Annotated in this window: 17 protein-coding genes; 11 read left to right on the top strand and 6 right to left on the bottom strand. The window is 66.3% G+C overall.

Annotation, left to right across the window (positions count from 1 at the left end; genetic code table 11):
- The first annotated feature begins 44 nt into the window (after positions 1-44).
- The 8 genes from OCW50_RS09975 (at position 45) to OCW50_RS09940 (ending at position 6,996) form a co-directional block, all read left to right on the top strand.
- The gene (locus OCW50_RS09975) at positions 45-971 is read left to right on the top strand and encodes a hypothetical protein (protein ID WP_262297376.1); all 927 of its coding nucleotides are present in this window, start codon (positions 45-47) and stop codon (positions 969-971) included.
- 337 nt (positions 972-1,308) lie between these two features.
- Complete coding sequence (locus OCW50_RS09970; RefSeq protein ID WP_262297375.1) at positions 1,309-2,202, top strand: DMT family transporter; 894 nt, start codon at positions 1,309-1,311, stop codon at positions 2,200-2,202.
- On the top strand, positions 2,199-3,290 hold the full coding sequence (locus OCW50_RS09965) for an ATP-dependent DNA helicase (RefSeq protein ID WP_262269359.1): 1,092 nt from the start codon (positions 2,199-2,201) through the stop codon (positions 3,288-3,290). The genes OCW50_RS09970 and OCW50_RS09965 overlap by 4 nt, the downstream gene beginning before the upstream one ends.
- A 69-nt stretch (positions 3,291-3,359) precedes the next feature.
- Positions 3,360-3,539, top strand: a complete 180-nt coding sequence (locus OCW50_RS09960) for a DUF1328 domain-containing protein (protein WP_262269360.1) — start codon at positions 3,360-3,362, stop codon at positions 3,537-3,539.
- Positions 3,540-3,760: 221 nt separating this feature from the next.
- Positions 3,761-4,849 carry a TRAP transporter substrate-binding protein gene (locus tag OCW50_RS09955; RefSeq protein ID WP_262269361.1) on the top strand — a complete coding sequence of 363 codons (1,089 nt, stop codon included), beginning with the start codon at positions 3,761-3,763 and terminating at the stop codon, positions 4,847-4,849.
- A gap of 168 nt (positions 4,850-5,017) precedes the next feature.
- Positions 5,018-5,638, top strand: coding sequence for a hypothetical protein (locus tag OCW50_RS09950; RefSeq protein WP_262297374.1), 621 nt, complete (start codon positions 5,018-5,020; stop codon positions 5,636-5,638).
- A gap of 83 nt (positions 5,639-5,721) precedes the next feature.
- Positions 5,722-6,147: an arsenate reductase (glutaredoxin) gene (arsC, locus tag OCW50_RS09945; RefSeq protein WP_262269363.1), complete on the top strand. Its 426-nt coding sequence runs from the start codon at positions 5,722-5,724 to the stop codon at positions 6,145-6,147.
- A gap of 69 nt (positions 6,148-6,216) precedes the next feature.
- Positions 6,217-6,996: an SDR family oxidoreductase gene (locus OCW50_RS09940; RefSeq protein ID WP_262297373.1), complete on the top strand. Its 780-nt coding sequence runs from the start codon at positions 6,217-6,219 to the stop codon at positions 6,994-6,996.
- Positions 6,997-7,017: 21 nt separating this feature from the next.
- Here OCW50_RS09940 and OCW50_RS09935 read toward each other — a convergent pair whose 3' ends face one another.
- The 4 genes from OCW50_RS09935 to hrcA form a co-directional block, all read right to left on the bottom strand.
- Complete coding sequence (locus tag OCW50_RS09935) at positions 7,018-8,253, bottom strand: MFS transporter (RefSeq protein WP_262297372.1); 1,236 nt, start codon at positions 8,251-8,253, stop codon at positions 7,018-7,020.
- A gap of 332 nt (positions 8,254-8,585) precedes the next feature.
- A complete protein-coding gene (lepA, locus tag OCW50_RS09930; protein WP_262269366.1) occupies positions 8,586-10,391 on the bottom strand; it encodes a translation elongation factor 4 in 1,806 nt (601 codons plus the stop codon).
- Positions 10,392-10,727: 336 nt separating this feature from the next.
- Positions 10,728-11,129 carry a hypothetical protein gene (locus OCW50_RS09925; RefSeq protein ID WP_262269367.1) on the bottom strand — a complete coding sequence of 134 codons (402 nt, stop codon included), beginning with the start codon at positions 11,127-11,129 and terminating at the stop codon, positions 10,728-10,730.
- A gap of 124 nt (positions 11,130-11,253) precedes the next feature.
- Positions 11,254-12,345 carry a heat-inducible transcriptional repressor HrcA gene (hrcA, locus tag OCW50_RS09920; RefSeq protein ID WP_262297371.1) on the bottom strand — a complete coding sequence of 364 codons (1,092 nt, stop codon included), beginning with the start codon at positions 12,343-12,345 and terminating at the stop codon, positions 11,254-11,256.
- A gap of 149 nt (positions 12,346-12,494) precedes the next feature.
- Here hrcA and rph point away from each other — a divergent pair, with 149 nt between their 5' ends.
- Positions 12,495-13,208, top strand: coding sequence for a ribonuclease PH (rph, locus tag OCW50_RS09915; protein WP_262269369.1), 714 nt, complete (start codon positions 12,495-12,497; stop codon positions 13,206-13,208).
- A complete protein-coding gene (locus OCW50_RS09910; RefSeq protein ID WP_262269370.1) occupies positions 13,205-13,846 on the top strand; it encodes a non-canonical purine NTP pyrophosphatase in 642 nt (213 codons plus the stop codon). The genes rph and OCW50_RS09910 overlap by 4 nt, the downstream gene beginning before the upstream one ends.
- A 161-nt stretch (positions 13,847-14,007) precedes the next feature.
- Here the strand turns inward: OCW50_RS09910 and OCW50_RS09905 are convergent, their stop codons facing one another.
- Positions 14,008-14,484: a DUF2852 domain-containing protein gene (locus tag OCW50_RS09905; protein WP_262269371.1), complete on the bottom strand. Its 477-nt coding sequence runs from the start codon at positions 14,482-14,484 to the stop codon at positions 14,008-14,010.
- 75 nt (positions 14,485-14,559) lie between these two features.
- A complete protein-coding gene (locus OCW50_RS09900; RefSeq protein WP_262269372.1) occupies positions 14,560-15,231 on the bottom strand; it encodes a TetR/AcrR family transcriptional regulator in 672 nt (223 codons plus the stop codon).
- 376 nt (positions 15,232-15,607) lie between these two features.
- Here OCW50_RS09900 and hemW point away from each other — a divergent pair, with 376 nt between their 5' ends.
- Positions 15,608-16,768 (top strand): radical SAM family heme chaperone HemW, encoded by a 1,161-nt coding sequence (hemW, locus tag OCW50_RS09895; protein ID WP_262297503.1) that lies wholly within the window; start codon positions 15,608-15,610, stop codon positions 16,766-16,768.
- The last annotated feature ends 171 nt before the right edge of the window (positions 16,769-16,939 follow it).

The following is a 16,939-nucleotide window of genomic DNA, read 5'->3' as shown; positions in this document are numbered from 1 at the left end:
TTGCCGCATGGCGGCCTCAGCGCTTCCGCGACTTCGAGGGGCTCTTGCGAGCGCTCGACGAGCGGGAGCCGGAGGACCGCTTGGCAACCGTGCCGGACTTCTTCGTGGCAGAGGTCCGGCTCGAAGCGGCGGCTGCGCGCTTCGGGGTCGACTTGGACGCGCTGCGGGCCTTCGAAGTCGACTTCACCGCGCTGCGGCTGGAGCTGCGCGAGGGGGACTTGCGGGCCGTCGCCGAACGGGCCGAGGACGAGCGAGAAGCGGACTTCTTGGCGGCCGACTTGGCCGAGGTCTTCTTCGCGGTCGTCTTCTTGGCGGTGGTCTTCTTGGCAGCCGTCTTAGCGGTGGTCTTGGCGGTGGTCTTCTTCGCTGCCGACTTGGCCGACGAACGGGCCGGAGTCTTCGTGGCAGAGGACTTCGCCGCGCTCTTCTTGGCCGTGGTCTTCTTCGCGCCGGACGTGGTCTTCTTCGCGCCGGACTTGGCCGACGATTTCGATGCCGACCGGGAGGTCGACTTCGCGGCCGTCTTCTTGGCAGCGGTCTTCTTCGTTCCAGCCTTCTTGGCGGTGCTGGTCGAGCTGCGGCGTGCGCTGCTGCTCTTCTTCGCGGTCTTCTTGGTGCTGGTCGCACCGGTGTCTCCCGTGAACAGCATCGTCAGCGGGTTTGACTTAGTGTCTGTCGGCATTGCCGCCTCCTTCAAGGGCCTTCGCGTGCAACCGTCACGCTTGCAAGGCAACGTCGTTATACCAAGCGGGTTCCGATTATCGAAAAGTGTTGACAGTAGAACGTGCACTTTTTCTGTGGATATTTTGCTCGGCGCGGCTCTCTGCACTTGCAGATCTAAGACTCAATATCGGGTTCAAGATGAGACAGTTAGAGCTGCTTCCTCGGGCGCGCAGACGCAGTTGGGCCGTCGGGGGCGCGATGTCGTGAGAGGAAAATTCGCCTCTGCGATCAATAGCTTAATGGGGTAGAAAAGATGACGGTCTCGCGTCTCAGAGTATTCGGGCGCCTTAACGGATGTTAAACAACACGCCGCGAATCCTATCCACTTGGAGAGGGTCGAAGGAGCCATTTCGGCAGCCTCGAGTCCCCCTCGCGCGTGACGTAAAAATTTTCGCGCGAGCGGCGTGAAAATCGGCCGGAGAGTCGTCAGCCGCGTCGAGAATCACACATCGGCATCCTCCGCGGGATCGTCGCTGCGAGGGTTTGCCCTCGGTTTGCTTCAGCTCGCCTCGCCTCATGCGCGTGTTGGTCGCTTGCTCGAATGACCATGGAGGCTTCACGCGGTCGCGGAGGCAGGCTAAGCGAGTGGATCCTCACACCGGTTGGACCGCCGTGCCCCATCGCAGCATCCTCGCCGTCGTTCTTTGGATGAGCGGCGCACTCCTCTCCTTCTCCGCAACGGCCGTTGCGGTGCGTGCGCTCGCCCCCGCGTTCTCGATCTTCGAGATGCTCGCCGTGCGCAATGGCGCCGGAGTCCTCATCCTGCTCCTGCTCGCGATGGTCCGGCCGGAACTGCGGCCCGGGCTGAAGCCGCGCCGTTTTCCCCTGCATCTGGCTCGCAACGTCCTGCATTTCCTCGGCACCGACGGATGGGCGTTCGGCCTTACGCTCCTGCCGCTCGCGACCGTCTTCGCCCTCGAGTTCACGACGCCCGCCTGGGTCGCCTTGCTGGCGGTCCCGCTGCTCAAGGAGAAGATGACGGGCGGACGCCTCGTCGCCATCGTGCTCGGTTTCATCGGCATTCTCGTGATCCTCCGCCCCGGGCTGGAAACCTTGCAGCCGGCCGGTTTTCTCATGCTCGGCGTGGCGTTCTGCTTCGCCCTCGTGGCGATCATGACCAAGCGGCTGACCATGACGGAAAGCACCTTCTCGATCCTGTTCTTCATGAACCTGCTGCAGCTCCCGATGAACCTCGCGGGCGTGAGACGGGCCTTCTGGCTTCAGGTCCAGCCCTCGCACGCGCTGGCCCTGGTGGGCATCTGCGTCGGCGGTCTCCTGGCGCATTACTGCCTCACCAACGCCTACCGGCGCGGCGATGCCACCATGGTGGTCCCGCTGGATTTCATGCGCATCCCGCTGATCGCCTTCGTCGGCTGGCAGTTCTACGGCGAGGCGCTCGATCCGTACGTCTTCCTCGGGAGCGGCATCATCATCGTCGGTCTTCTCTATTCTCTCCATCGCGAGGCGAAATCCGCATGACCTGGTCGCCGCAACAGGATGCCGCCCTGAAAGCCGTCGCCGCCTGGCTGCGCCGCGGCGACCGTCCGGTGTTCCGTCTCTTCGGCTATGCCGGCACGGGCAAGACCACGCTCGCCAAGCACATCGCCGAGAACGTGGACGGCGAGGTGGCCTTCGGCGCCTATACGGGCAAAGCGGCTCTGGTGCTGCGCACCAAGGGCTGCGCCGACGCCTCGACGATCCATTCGATGATCTACCGCTCGCGGGAGTCGGACGAGAACGGTCCCCAATTCGTCCTCAACCGTCAGAGCCCGGCCTCCAAGGCCGACCTCATCATCATCGACGAATGTTCCATGGTGGACGAGGAGCTCGGGCGCGATCTCCTGTCCTTCGGGCAGCCCGTTCTCGTGCTGGGCGACCCGGCGCAGTTGCCGCCGGTGAAGGGTGGGGGCTTCTTCACGGACGGAGAGCCCGACGTGATGCTCACGGAGGTGCACCGGCAGGCCAAGGACAATCCCATCATTCACCTGTCGATGACAGTCCGGGAAGGCGGACGCTTGGAGCCCGGGACCTACGGCGAAAGTCGCATCATCCGCCGCCGCGAGATCGACGCCGCCGCCGTCATGGCGGCCGATCAGGTTCTCGTCGGCCTCAACAAGACCCGGCGCCTCTACAACACGCGCCTGCGCGAATTGAACGGCTACCGCGATCCCATGCCGGCGGCGGGCGAGAAGCTCGTGTGCCTGCGCAACGACAAGACCAAGGGGCTGCTCAACGGCGGCACCTGGACCATCCAGGCCCTGCGCGGCATCCGCAACGACTTCATCCGCATGGACGTGCTGCCCGACGACGACGCCCGCCGCCGCTCCGTGGAGGTCGCCGTGCACAAGGCCTTCTTCGAGGGGACCGAGGAGGAGGTGCCGTTCGTCCTGCGCAAGGAATCCGACGAGTTCACCTACGGCTATGCGCTGACCGTTCACAAGGCGCAGGGGTCGCAATGGGACGACCTGGTGCTCTTCGACGAATCCTACGCCTTCCGCGAGCATCGCAGCCGCTGGCTCTACACGGCCCTGACCCGTGCGGCCGAGAAGGTCACCGTGGTGATCTGAGCCCGATGACCGGAACCGGATCAAGCTTGGGCGCTTAATCCCTGTAGCTCGGCCATAAGCGACAAGGACATGCACATGCTGAAATGGGCTCTGATCTTTCTGGTGATTTCCCTCGTGGCGGGCGCCCTGGGATTCACAGGCGTCGCCTCCGGGGCCAAGACCATCGCCAAGGTCCTGTTCGGCCTTTTCCTCCTCGCCTTCGTCCTCCTGATCCTTCTCGCTTGGGGCGCGGGCGAGCTGATCTTCTGACGGGTTTTTCCCCGACACCGGAGGGGCGGAACGGCCGGCTGCGCGCTTCGCCCCAGGGCCGGTTCACGCATGCGCTGGATGCATGAAGTCCCTGCTTCGAAGCCCCTCCCATCTTCCGCCCGGCCCGCTATAGGGGCGTCTCAACTATTCGTTTGAGTGCGTCGCGTTGAAACTTTCTTCTCAGGCGCGCCTTCAATCGGAAACGAATGAAAGGGACGCCCATGAAACGTCGTGCATTCCTCCAGGCAGCCACCGTCGGCGCCGCCGCCGGAGCCATTGCCAAGCCGGCCATCGCCCAGTCGAACCCCGAGATTCGCTGGCGTCTGACCTCGGCCTTTCCGAAATCCCTCGACACCCTGTTCGGCGGCGGCGAGACCTTCGCCAGGCTCGTGGCTGAGGCCACCGACGGCAAGTTCCAGATCCAGACCTTCGCACCCGGCGAGATCGTCGGTGCGCCTCAGGCGCTCGACGCGATCGGCGGGGGAACCGTCGAGATGGGCCATACCTGCTCGTACTATTACGTGGGCAAGGATCCGACCTTCGCCATCGGCACCACGCTGCCCTTCGGCCTCAACTCCCGCCAGATGAACGCCTGGCTCTACCAGGGCAACGGCAACGCCCTGCTCAACGAGTTCTATGCCAAGCACAACGTCTACGCTCTGCCGGGAGGCAATACCGGCGTGCAGATGGGCGGCTGGTTCCGCAAGGAGATCAAAACCGTCCAGGATCTGCAGGGCCTCAAGATGCGCATCGCCGGCCTGGCCGGCCAGATCATGGGCAAGCTCGGGGTGGTGCCGCAGCAGATCGCCGGCGGCGATCTCTACCCGTCGCTGGAGCGCGGCACCATCGACGCCGCCGAATGGGTGGCGCCCTACGACGACGAGAAGCTCGGCCTCAACAAGGTCGCGCCGTTCTACTACTATCCGGGCTTCTGGGAGGGCGGTCCCGCCATCCACTTCTATGTCAACCTGCAGAAATGGAACGAGCTGCCCAAGCCCTACCAGGCGGCCATCCAGGCCGCCGCAGGCTATGTGAACGTCGACACGCAGGCCAAGTACGATGCCCGCAACCCGGCTGCCCTGCGCAGCCTGGTCGGCAACGGCGCGCAGCTGCGCCCGTTCTCGCAGGAGATCATGGACGCGGCCTACAAGGCGGCCAACGAGGTCTATGACGAGATCTCGGCCAAGAACGCCGATTTCAAGAAGATCTACGACAGCTACAAGGCTTTTCGCGGCGAGGAATATCTTTGGTTCCAGGTGGCGGAATACGCCTACGACACCTTCATGATCCGTGCCCGCGCCCGCGGCTGATCACGGACGAGGAGGGCGGGCTCCGGCCCGCCTTTCTCGTGTTGCCCGGTTCCGCGCTCCTTCTCTCCCGCCCATGAGAGCCCGGGGGCATGCCTCTGGACACGCAACCGTCGCGCTTTCGACGCGTTGCCATGGATAAACAAGGATCCGCTACCGCTGGAGGCCAAGGTGCATTGCGTCGACGATTGGGGAGCATGGGCCCGCAGGGCAGTCGTTCTGGCAGGCCTTGCCGTGGCCCCAGCCGTGCAGGCCGCCAATGCCCCCCTGGCGACGGCGCCGGTGAACGGGTCCGTTCGGACACGCTTCGATCCGGCCACCGGCCAGACCTGGGTGACGGGCCGGGCCGCTCCGGAACTCTGCTTCTCGCTCTCCCTCCCGGATGAGTGGCGGTCAACCGGCAGCGGGATCGAGGCTGCGTCCTCCGACGAGGAGCTCGCCGTAGGGCTCCGCTCGGCTCAAGACCTGCGCGGCATGCCGCAACCCGATCTGGCGAGCCGCGACGCCGCCGCCCTGCAGCAGGATTACGAGGCGCTTCTCGGACGCCCGGCGCAGTCGGTCTCCCTGTCGTCGGATGCCGGAGCGACGCGCTGGTCCGCCACCTGGGTGGATGCCAATCTGCCGACGGCCCCTCACGGCATGACCGTGGAAACCCTGATCGTGCCGCTCTCCGACGAATGGGTGCTCGAACTGTCCCTGTCCGGCGTCGAGACGCGCGGGGCCCACGATGCGCTTTCGCAGCGCCTGCTGTCGCGATTGAAGGTGCAGAGCAGGGCGGCCTGCCAGGGCTGACCCTTCGCGTCGGCACCCGCGGCTGGCCATCCCTCATGCACCGTGGCAAGCATGACGTCCTTCCTCGATCGTCAGGACAAGCCATGGACGTGATCATCTACCACAATCCCCAATGCGGGACCTCCCGCAACACCCTTGGGCTGATCCGGAACGCCGGGATCGAGCCGCACGTCATCGAGTATGTGAAGACGCCCCCGACCCGTCTGCTCCTTCGTCAGCTGGTCGAGCGCATGGGTGTCAGCATCCGCGACGTGATGCGCCGGAAGGGCACCCCCTACGAGGAACTCGGCCTTGCCGATCCGTCCTTGAGCGACGATGATCTGCTCGACGCCATGATGGCGCACCCGATCCTGATCGAACGCCCGATTGTCGTCACGCCCATGGGCGTCAGGCTCTGCCGCCCGTCCGAGACCGTGCTCGACATCTTGCCACCGCAACAGGGCGAATTCGTCAAGGAAGACGGCGAGCCGGTGGTCGACGCCTCCGGGCGCCGCGTCGGCCTGGCTTGAGGCGCCGAGGGAACAAGCCGCGGCTTCCTCCGGTTCAGGGACAGGTCCGTTCGGAGGAAAGGCAGCACCATGGAACTTCAAGGCAAGGTCGCGCTCGTGACGGGCGCAGGGTCGGGCATCGGCAAGGCGGCGGCCCTGCGCTTCGCGCGCGAGGGCGCCATGGTGGGCGTTTTGAGCCACACGGACGGCGAAATCCGCAAGGTCGCCCAGGAGATCGAGCACGCGGGCGGCAGGGCCGTCGCGCTCGTCGCCGACGTTGCAGATGACGGTCAGATGCGCAAGGCCGTAGCCGATCTGGTCGAGGCCTTCGGCCGCCTCGATATCGTGTTCGCCAATGCGGGCATCAACGGCGTTTGGGCTCCCATCGATGAGCTGCAGCCCGAGGAATGGGACCGCACGATCAACACCAACCTGCGCGGCACCTACCTGACGCTCCATCATGCGGTGCCGCATCTGAAGAGGGACGGGGGCGCCATCGTCATCACGGCGTCGATCAACGGTTCGCGAACCTTCACCAGCGCGGGCGCGACCGCCTATTCGGCCACCAAGGCCGCCCAGGTGGCGATGGCGCAGATGCTGGCGGTCGAACTCGCCAAGCACAGGATCCGCGTGAACGTGGTCTGCCCCGGCAAGATCGACACGGAGATTTCCGACAACACCACGAAGCGGCACACGGAAGAGGCGGAGGTTCCCGCCGAATATCCGGCCGGCTCCATCCCGCTCACCGGCCAGGAGCCGGGCACGAGCGAGGAGGTGGCCGAGCTGGTGCTGTTCCTCGCCTCCGACCGCGCACGGCACATCACCGGCACGCCGGTCTGGATCGACGGGGCGCAGTCGCTGCTGATGTAGAGACCGGCCAGCCGGAGGCGCTCAGGACGCCTCCAGCTGCGTGCCGACCGGGATGGAGGGTTCGGGAACGAAGGTTTCCTTTTTCTCCGAGGACGGTGCGGCGCGCCGCAGGCTGCGATAGGCGCCCCAGATCGCCATCAGGGTCTGAGCGATGATCACGACATAGAGAAGCCCCAGCCGTCCGAACTCCGTCATGGCCACGCCGGCGATGATCGGGCCGACCGTGGCGCCCACACCCTGCAGGATCAGAAGGCCGCCCGCCGCCGCGACGAACTCGCCTGGCTTCACCATGTCGTTCACATGCGCGGTGACGATGCTGTAGGTGGGAATCACGCTGCCGCCGAAGACGGCCACATAGAGGAAGATCAGCCAGACCGGCACGGTGAGCGGCACGAAATGAATGAGCGCGAGCAGGATCGCGGCCGCCATCGCCGAGGCCCCGATGATCACGTGGCGCCGGTCCATGCGGTCCGAGAGCCAGCCGAGAGGGTAGGTGGTGGCAAAGCCGCCGAGCGTGCCGCAGGCCATGAAGATCGCGATCTCGGCGGTGTCCAGTCCGCGCTCCTGCGCCCAGATCGGCCCGAGCGCGAAGAACGAGCTGGTGGTGACGCCGCAGAGAACGGCCGCCACCACGCCGAAGGGCGATTGGCGGTAGAGCTGCATCAGGTTGATCTTCGTGTCGCTGACCGCGTGAGCCGGTGCGGTGGCGCGCGACAGGGCGGTCGGGACGAGAGCCAGGCAGATGAGGATGGCGACGAAGCAGAACAGCCGGTAGCCGTAGGGATCCCCCGCCGGCAGGAGCATCTGTCCGCCGATGCCGGCGATGAGCCCGGTCATGCCGTAGACGGAGAGAACCTGTCCGCGGGTCTGGGCGGTCACCGAGGCGTTGAGCCAGCTTTCGACCACGATGAAAAGGCCTGCGAAGCAGAACCCGGTCAGGGCCCGTGCGGCGATCCAGACGGCAGGGCTGATCACCAGGAGGTGGAACAGCGCGGTCGACGCGGCAACCGCCGCCAGGGCCGCGAAGGTGCGGGTATGGCCCACCTGCTGAATGACGCGCCCGGCATAAAGCGAGCCGATCACGATCCCGCCCCAGAAGGCGGAGCCCACGGCGCCGATCTCCGTCGGGGTGAACTGCTCGATGCTCCCGCGCACGCTGAGCAGGGTGCCCTGCAAGGTATTGCCGACCTGCATGAGAGCATAGCCGAGAAGGAGGGCGAAAAGCGTCGGCAACGTGGCCCGCAGGGACGAAGTCATGGGTTCTCCTTCGAACGAGATCCTGTGGCTCGGATGTGCAGCGTGCGGAAAGATGCGGCCCCTTGCACCCATGGACGTGCCGAAGCCCGGCGTCGGAAGACCCCGTTCTTCATCCATCGATCATTGAAAGAGACCAGAGCCCCGCGCTGAGTTGAACTCTGGGGCGGAGGGCAGGTTCCAGCCTTTGCTGCTGCAGTGCAGCGACAAAATGAAAGGCCCGGCTTGGTTGCAAGCCGGGCCTGAACATTGTGCGGAAGAAGCCTCGACGGCTGTTCCTTCTAAAGCATCGGACGTGAAAAGTGGACTTGCACTTTTGGGATCCGTCCGATGCTCTAGGTGTCCATCTTCAGGGCAGCGATGAAGGCTTCCTGCGGGATGTCGACCTTGCCGAACTGGCGCATCCTCTTCTTGCCTTCCTTCTGCTTGTCGAGCAGCTTGCGTTTGCGGCTTGCGTCGCCGCCGTAGCACTTGGCCGTCACGTCCTTGCGCAGAGCCCGAATGGTCTCGCGGGCGATGATCTTGCCCCCGATCGCGGCCTGCACGGGGATCTGGAACATGTGCGGCGGGATGAGTTCCTTGAGCTTCTCGCACATGGCGCGGCCGCGACCCTCGGCCCGGTCGCGGTGGACCAGCATGGAGAGGGCATCGACAGGCTCGCCGTTGACGAGCACCGACATCTTCACCAGGTCGCCTTCGCGATAGTCGGAGATGTGGTAGTCGAAGGAGGCGTAGCCCTTCGAAATCGACTTCAGGCGGTCGTAGAAATCGAACACGACCTCGTTGAGCGGCAGGTCGTAGACCACCATGGCGCGCTTGCCGACATAGTTGAGGTCGATCTGGATGCCGCGCCGCTCCTGGCAGAGCTTGAGGACGGACCCGAGATAATCGTCCGGCGTGAGGATGGTGGCGCGGATCCACGGCTCCTCGATGCTCTCGATCTTCATCACGTCCGGCATGTCGGCCGGGTTGTGCAGCTCGATGGTCGAACCGTCGCGCAGCTTGAGATGATAGACCACGGACGGAGCCGTCGAGATGAGGTCGAGGTTGAACTCGCGCTCCAGGCGCTCCTGGATGATCTCGAGATGCAGCAGGCCGAGGAAGCCGCAGCGGAATCCGAAGCCAAGGGCCGCGGAGGTTTCCATCTCGTAGGAGAAGCTGGCGTCGTTGAGGCGCAGCTTGCCCATGGCGGCGCGCAGGTTCTCGAACTCGGCGGCGTCGACCGGGAAGAGGCCGCAGAACACCACCGGCTGCACGGGCTTGAAGCCGGGCAGCGCCTCGGCGGTGGGCTTGCGGTCGTCCGTGATGGTGTCGCCGACGCGGGTGTCGGCCACTTCCTTGATGGAGGCGGTGAAGAAGCCGACCTCGCCGGGGCCGAGCTGGGCCAGTTCGGTCATCTTCGGCGAGAATACGCCGACGCGGTCGAGGGAATAGGCGGCGCCGGTGCCCATCATCTTGATGGTCTGGCCCTTCTTCATCGTGCCGTCGACAATGCGCACCAGCACCACCACGCCGAGATAGGCGTCGTACCAGGAATCGACCAGGAGGGCCTTGAGCGGCGCATCCGGGTCGCCCTTCGGGGGCGGCAGCTTCTGGACGATGGCCTCCAGGACGCCCTCGATGTTGAGGCCGGTCTTGGCCGAGATCGGCACCGCGTCCGAGGCGTCGATGCCGATCACCTCCTCGATCTGCTCCTTGATCCGGTCGGGATCGGCGGCGGGCAGGTCGATCTTGTTGAGGACCGGCACGATCTCGTGGTTGGCGTCGATGGCCTGGTAGACGTTGGCGAGCGTCTGGGCCTCTACGCCCTGCGAGGCGTCGACCACCAGCAGGGAGCCCTCGCAGGCGGCGAGCGAACGCGAGACCTCGTAGGCGAAGTCCACATGCCCGGGGGTGTCCATGAGGTTCAGGATGTAGGTCTTGCCGTCCTGCGCCTTGTAGTCGAGGCGCACGGTCTGGGCCTTGATCGTGATGCCGCGCTCACGCTCGATGTCCATGTTGTCGAGCACCTGCTCCGTCATCTCACGGGCGGAGAGCGCCCCCGTGGTCTGGATCAGGCGGTCGGCGAGCGTCGACTTGCCGTGGTCGATATGGGCCACGATGGAGAAGTTGCGGATGTTGTCGAAGGTGCGAGCGGTCATAATTCTGCTGATATAGGAAGGTTCAGGCCGCAATAGCAGGGTGGCCCCCCAAAGCCAAGGGAGGCTGGTGTCGCGTGCCGGCAGAGGACCGTCCCATGGTCGGCCCTCGGGCGCGGCAAAACGGGCGTGTCTCCGGCCCGGGGCTCCCGGATCGGGCCGCCCGGACGAGGCTCTACGGGCCTGGCAGGAGGCTTGAATGGGATGGTTTCGGTCTGATCGGCCGACCGGCGGGGAGCATTCCCGCCATCGTGTCCCGGTCGGAGCGGGCCTCGCACTCAGCGAGGAACGGGGGCAGGCGCGGAACAGGCCGTCCGCGCCTGTCGACGCATGGGACGCTTACCGGGCGCACTCGACGGGAACGCGCTGGTCGGTGCCCTGGACCAGGACGGTGCGGCAAGGCACACCGTTGATGACCCGGATCTCGTGGGGGGCGGCCGTCGGGAAGGCGGAGGCCGGCGTGCCGGAGACCGGAGCCCCGGCGGCCCTCGGGGCGACGAGAACGCTGCCGGTGGTCGTCGGGTCCATGCCGATCATGCCGGCCTGGCTGGCGCACTGGACCGGGACGCGCGTGTTGCTCTCGCGGTCGAGAATGGTCCGGCAGGGCACGCCGTTGATCATCTGGACTTCGTGCGGGGCGGCGTTCGGGAAGGGCGAACCGGGGGTGCCGCTGGTCTGGGCCTGGGCTACGGTGCCGAGCATCATGAGGCCGACGCCGGCGATGATCGCTGCTGTCTTCAAGGAAACCTCCTCCATTGGTAGGAACATTGGCCGCATGTGCGGACAGGAGGGTTAACGCGTCAGACGGGGATGGTTCCCTGGCAACGTGGCGGACCGAGCATGAGGGCGGAGCGGCGGTCGCGCTTTACCGGCCACGCTCCAGGATGCGGGTGATCACCTTGGCGGTGTAATCGACCATCGGGACAATGCGGGCGTAGTTGAGCCGGGTCGGGCCGATGACGCCCAGAACTCCGACGATCTTCTGGCTGCCGTCCCGGAAGGGAGCGGCGATCATCGACGAGCCGGAGAGCGAAAACAGCTTGTTCTCCGAGCCGATGAAGATGCGCACCCCTTCGCCGCCTTCGGCCCGGCTCAGGAGGTCGATCACGTCGGTCTGGGTCTCCAGGTCCGAGAAGAGCAGGCGGATGCGCTCCAGATCCTCGGCGGCCTTCAGGTCGTCGAGGAGGTTGGCCTGGCCGCGCACGATGAGCTGGCGGGAATCCGCCGGCCCGGCCGTGGTGGCGAGCCCCGCCTCCACGAGCCTGGCGGTCAGCGCATCGAGCTCGCGCTCCATCTCCTCGCGGCGGGTCTGGATCTCGCGCTTCACGTCGCCGAGGGTCTTGCCCTGGATGCGGGCATTGAGAAAGTTCCCGGCCTCGACCAGGGCGCCCGCCGGCAGGCCCGCCGGCAGGTCGAGGAGGCGGTTTTCCACCGAGCCGTCCTCGGAGACGAGGACCACCAGGGCCCGGCTCGGGTCGAGACGCACGAATTCGATGTGCTTGAGGCGTGCATTGGACTTGGACGTCACCACGACGCCGGCGCCGCGCGAGACGCCAGACAGGAGCGTGGAGGCCTCGGCCAGGGCCGTTTCCAGGGTATGGCCGGAAGCAGCCGCCCGCATCTGCGCCTCGATGCTCGAGCGCTCCTCGGAGGTGACGTCGCCGATCTCCATCATGGCGTCGACGAAGAAACGCAGGCCTGTCTCGGTCGGCAGCCGTCCGGCGCTCGTGTGGGGCGCGAAGATCAGGCCGGCCGCCTCGAGGTCCGCCATCACGTTGCGGATCGATGCGGGGGAGAGCGTCATCGGCAGAATGCGCGAGAGATGGCGCGAGCCCACCGGCTCGCCGGTGACGAGGTAGCTCTCGACGATCTGCCGGAAGATTTCGCGGGAACGGTCGTTCAGCTCCGCGATGGCGCGGGTTTCCGGCAGATGGGAAAAGGGACCGGTAGGATGCATCCGAAGGGTTCTACGCTCTCACAGTTCCACCCTGCAAGTCAGTATTATGTGCGGATCCGACGCCCTTTAAGCAACCCTTGCGCTTGCCTAAACCGTCCTGCGGCTCCAAACAGGCGGGGAATCGCACGAGCTTTCAGGAGAAACCCGCCATGCGTCCGTCCAAACGCGCCCCCGACGAACTGCGTCCCGTCACCCTGGAGCGGGGTGTGGCGCGCTATGCGGAAGGCTCCTGCCTGGTCTCCTTCGGCAACACCAAGGTGATCTGCACGGCCTCTCTCGAGGAAAAGGGGCCGCCGTGGCTGCGCGGCACCGGCCGGGGCTGGGTGACGGCGGAATATTCCATGCTGCCCCGCGCCACGCACGAGCGCACCCGCCGCGAGGTCAATTCCGGCAAGCCGTCCGGGCGCACCCAGGAGATCCAGCGCCTGATCGGCCGCTCGCTCCGGGCCGTCGTCAACCTGCCGGCCATCGGCGAGAAGCAGATCGTGGTCGATTGCGACGTGATCCAGGCCGATGGCGGCACCCGCACCGCCTCGATCACGGGCGCCTGGGTGGCCCTGCACGAATGCTTCACCTGGATGCAGAACCGCTCGATCATCTCGATCAACCCCCTGCGGGAGCCGGTCGCTGCCATCTCCTGCGGGATCTATCAGGGCCAGCCGGTGCTCGATCTCGACTATGCGGAGGACTCGGCCGCCGAGACGGACGCCAATTTCGTGATCACGGGCTCGGGCGGCATTGTCGAGGTTCAGGGCACGGCCGAGGGCAAGCCGTTCTCCGAGGAGGAGTTCCTGGGGCTCCTGCGGCTCGCCAAGGCCGGCGTGGCGCAGCTGGTCGACCTGCAGAAGAAGGCGGTGGCATGAACATCCATCGGTCCCTGACCGGCAAGGTCGTCATCGCGACCCACAACGCGGGCAAGCTCAGCGAGATGCGGGAGCTGCTCGCTCCCTTCGGCGTCGAGGCCGTGTCGGCCGGCGAGCTCGGACTGCCGGTCCCCGACGAGACCGGCCACATGTTCGCCGAGAACGCCGCCATCAAGGCCCATGCGGCGGCGATCGCCACGGGCCTGCCGGCGCTCTCCGACGATTCGGGCCTGTGCGTCCATGCGCTCGACGGCGCGCCGGGCCTGTTCACGGCCGACTGGGCCGGGCCGAAGCGGGATTTCAACGCCGCCATGGAGCGGGTGGAGCGCGAGCTGCTGAAGCGCGAGGCGACGGACCGGAAGGCTCATTTCGTCTCCGCCCTCGTCATTGCCTGGCCCGACGGGCACGAGGAGCTGTTCGAGGGGCGGGTCTTCGGCCAGGTCGTCTGGCCGCCGCGGGGCGACAAGGGCTTCGGCTACGATCCCATGTTCCAGCCGGACGGGTTCACCGAGACGTTCGGGGAGATCTCCTCGGAGGAGAAGCACGGCATCGACTGGTCGAAGCCGGAGCCGGAGGGCCTGTCCCACCGGGCCCGCGCCTTCGTGAAGCTCGCGGCCGGCTGCCTGCACCGGGTGTGATGCCGTCGACGTCCTCACCGACTCCGTGCCGGTGATCCCGATCTCTTGAAGCGCAGCCTTCTTCCCGTCGAGATGGCCGTGACAAGCCCGGCCATGACGCAAATAGGTGACCATAAAGAAGGAGCGCCCCGAAGGGCGCTCCACCGACTTGGATCGTCGATTTAGACGTTCGTGGTGCCGTTGCCCCGGCGCCTGGCCATATAGGCGTCGAACTCCTCGCGGTCCTTGGCCCGCTTCAGCTCCTCGACGAAGTTCCTGAACTCGCGGGCCTCCTCGTCGAGCTTGCGGCGCTCCTGCTCGAGGCGCTCGAGCTCGCTGCGGCGATACTCGTCGAAGGCCGCATTGCCCGTGCTGGCGAAGCCGCCGAAGCCGGCCGGTCCGCGCGAGGCGAAGAAATCATCCTTGGCCCGGCCGAAGGTGTCGCGGAAGAAGGCTCGCGCCTCGTCGTATTTCGGATATCCACACATTTTCCACACCAGATAGGCCAGCGCGAGCGGCCAGACGAAGATGAAGCCCAGAATGATGCCGACGATTTCCAGACCGCGTCCGGGCTTGCGCCCGCAGCGGCGGTGAGCGCCGTTGTTCCAGGGGCCCGCATGTGGGCCCGCGTTCCAGGCGGCGGAGGCAGAGTCAGACATTGGAGGTCCCTATGTTAATGCTAACAACATTAACATGCGGATGGATTTTAGCGCTTTCAAGGGAGTGTGTTCCGATTATTTCGCGGAAGCGTCGGACCGGCCCTTCATGGCCCCATGGACGAGCGCGAGCACGCCGGCCCGCAAAAGCTCGTACTTGTCCGGCAGGCCGGGGCCCTTCGGCAGCTGGCCCGCGGCGTCGAGGGTCGCGATGCCGTGGGACAGGGCCCAGACCTCGATGGCGATGAACCGGACATCGACGCTCTGGAAGCCCTCCGGGAAGGTCTGGGACAGAGCCTGGACCAGGAAATCGAAGGCGTTGCCCACCGGCTTGCCCCCGCTCTGGATGCTCTTGGCCCAGAACGGCCCGCAGGACGCGTCGCTCTCGGCCGGCTTGGCGGAGAACATGGCGGTGTAGAAGCCCGGCTCCTGCTCGGCGAAGGCCAGATAGGCCTCGCCCATGCGGGTGAAGCGCTCCAGCGCCGTGCCCTCGCTCTGCAGGGCCCGGCCGAGCCGCTTCGCCAGCTCGTCGTAGCCGCGGAAGGCGACCTCGGCCACGAGCGCGTCCCGGCCGCGGAAATGGCGATAGAGCGCCGCCGGCGTGACCCCGACCAGCTTGGCGGCGTCCGCCAGGGTGAATCCGCCGATTCCCCGCTCGGCAATGAAGCGCTGCGCCGCCTCGATCAGCGCCTCCTTGAGGTTGCCGTGGTGATAGCCCTGCCGGTCGAACGGGCCGCGCCAATGCCGCATGCTGGGTTCCTAACTCTCTGCCGCCCGATCTTAGGGCTCCGCGCCGGCGGAGACCAGAACGGAAGGCGATCTGGGAGTGAACAACCGTGTGAGTGATCGGGTTCAGAAAAGTTTCATGGCCGGAGACCGCGTCTGTTCACCGACGGACCGAGCTGGCGCTTCAGCCTCGTCCCTCGCACGCCGTCACCGGCCTTGCCGGCGATCCCGACGGCTTGAGTCGCGACGTTCGTCCGATCCCTATGGCCGGCACACGGCCGGCCATGACAGGGTAATGTCCCGCGACCCCGATTCGCATCGCGCCCTCACCGCACACCCGACGCTGTCGCGCGACAACGCCACCCGTGACGTTCGGGCTTCGACCTGCCATATACGGCCCATGATCGATCATCCGACGCGCGATGTGGGCTTTGGCATCTATGTCCATTGGCCCTTCTGCGCCTCCAAGTGCCCCTATTGCGACTTCAACAGCCATGTCCGCCACCAGCCGGTGGATCAGGAGCGGTTCCTGGCGGCCTTCCGGAGCGAGATCGCCCATACGGCTTCGCGCATCCCGGGGCGCACGGTCACGAGCATCTTCTTCGGCGGCGGAACGCCCTCGCTCATGCGGCCCGAGACCGTGGGGGCGATCCTCGACGCCATCGGCGGGGCCTGGGGAATCGACCCGCGGGCCGAGGTGACGCTCGAGGCCAATCCCACCAGCGTCGAGGCGGAGCGCTTCCGCGGCTACCGGGCCGCCGGCATCAACCGGGTCTCGCTCGGCGTCCAGGCGCTCAACGATCCCGATCTCAAGCGGCTCGGGCGCATGCATTCCGTCGAGGAGGCTCTGGGAGCGGTGAAGATCGCCGCCGCCATCTTCGAGCGCTACTCTTTCGACCTCATCTACGCCCGTCCGGGCCAGACTCGGCAGGCCTGGGGGGCGGAACTCGAGCAGGCGATCGCCCACGCGGTCGAGCATCTCTCGCTCTACCAGCTCACCATCGAGCCCGGCACCTGGTTCCAGCGCCTCTACGATGCGGGCAAGATCACGGTGCCGGACGAGGAGACGGGCCGCGCCCTCTACGACATCACGCAGGAGGTCTGCGCGAAGCACGGGCTGCCGGCCTACGAGATCTCGAATCATGCCAGGCCCGGGGCGGAATCGCGCCATAACCTGCTCTACTGGCGCTACGGCGAATATGCGGGCATCGGCCCGGGCGCCCATGGGCGTCTCGTGACCGGCAACGCGCGGCTCGCCACCGCGACCGAGAAGCATCCCGAGACGTGGCTGGAGCTGGTGGAGCGCGAGGGCCACGGCGTCGTCGACGAGGAGGTGTTGACCTCCGAGGCCGAGGGCGACGAGTTCCTGCTCATGGGGTTGCGACTCAAGGAAGGCGTCGACCCGCGCCGCTTCGAGGCCTTCACGGGCAGGACGATCAACCCGAGGCGCCTGCGGATCCTCGAAGAGGAGGGGCTCGTCCGCCATGACGGGGCACGCCTCGCCGTGACCCCGAAGGGCTTCCCGGTGCTCAATGCGGTGATCGCGGAACTGGCCGCATAGGGGAACCCCTATGTCATCACCGGCTCTGTCCCGGCGGTTCGAGGCGCGGCGCTTCATGGGATCGGGATGGCCGGGACAGGCCCGGCCATGACGGGTGAGCGGAGAGCCTAGAGCCTCGGGAGAATACCAAAAATGGACAGCACATTTGGGGTTCAGACCGGGCACCCCCGC

Origin of the sequence: Microvirga sesbaniae, from assembly GCF_025460805.1 — a bacterium.
In the GTDB taxonomy this organism is placed as follows: Bacteria; Pseudomonadota; Alphaproteobacteria; order Rhizobiales; family Beijerinckiaceae; genus Microvirga; species Microvirga sesbaniae.
The sequence above is the reverse complement of the archived record's forward strand: the minus strand, read 5'-3'. Positions and strand labels throughout refer to the sequence as shown.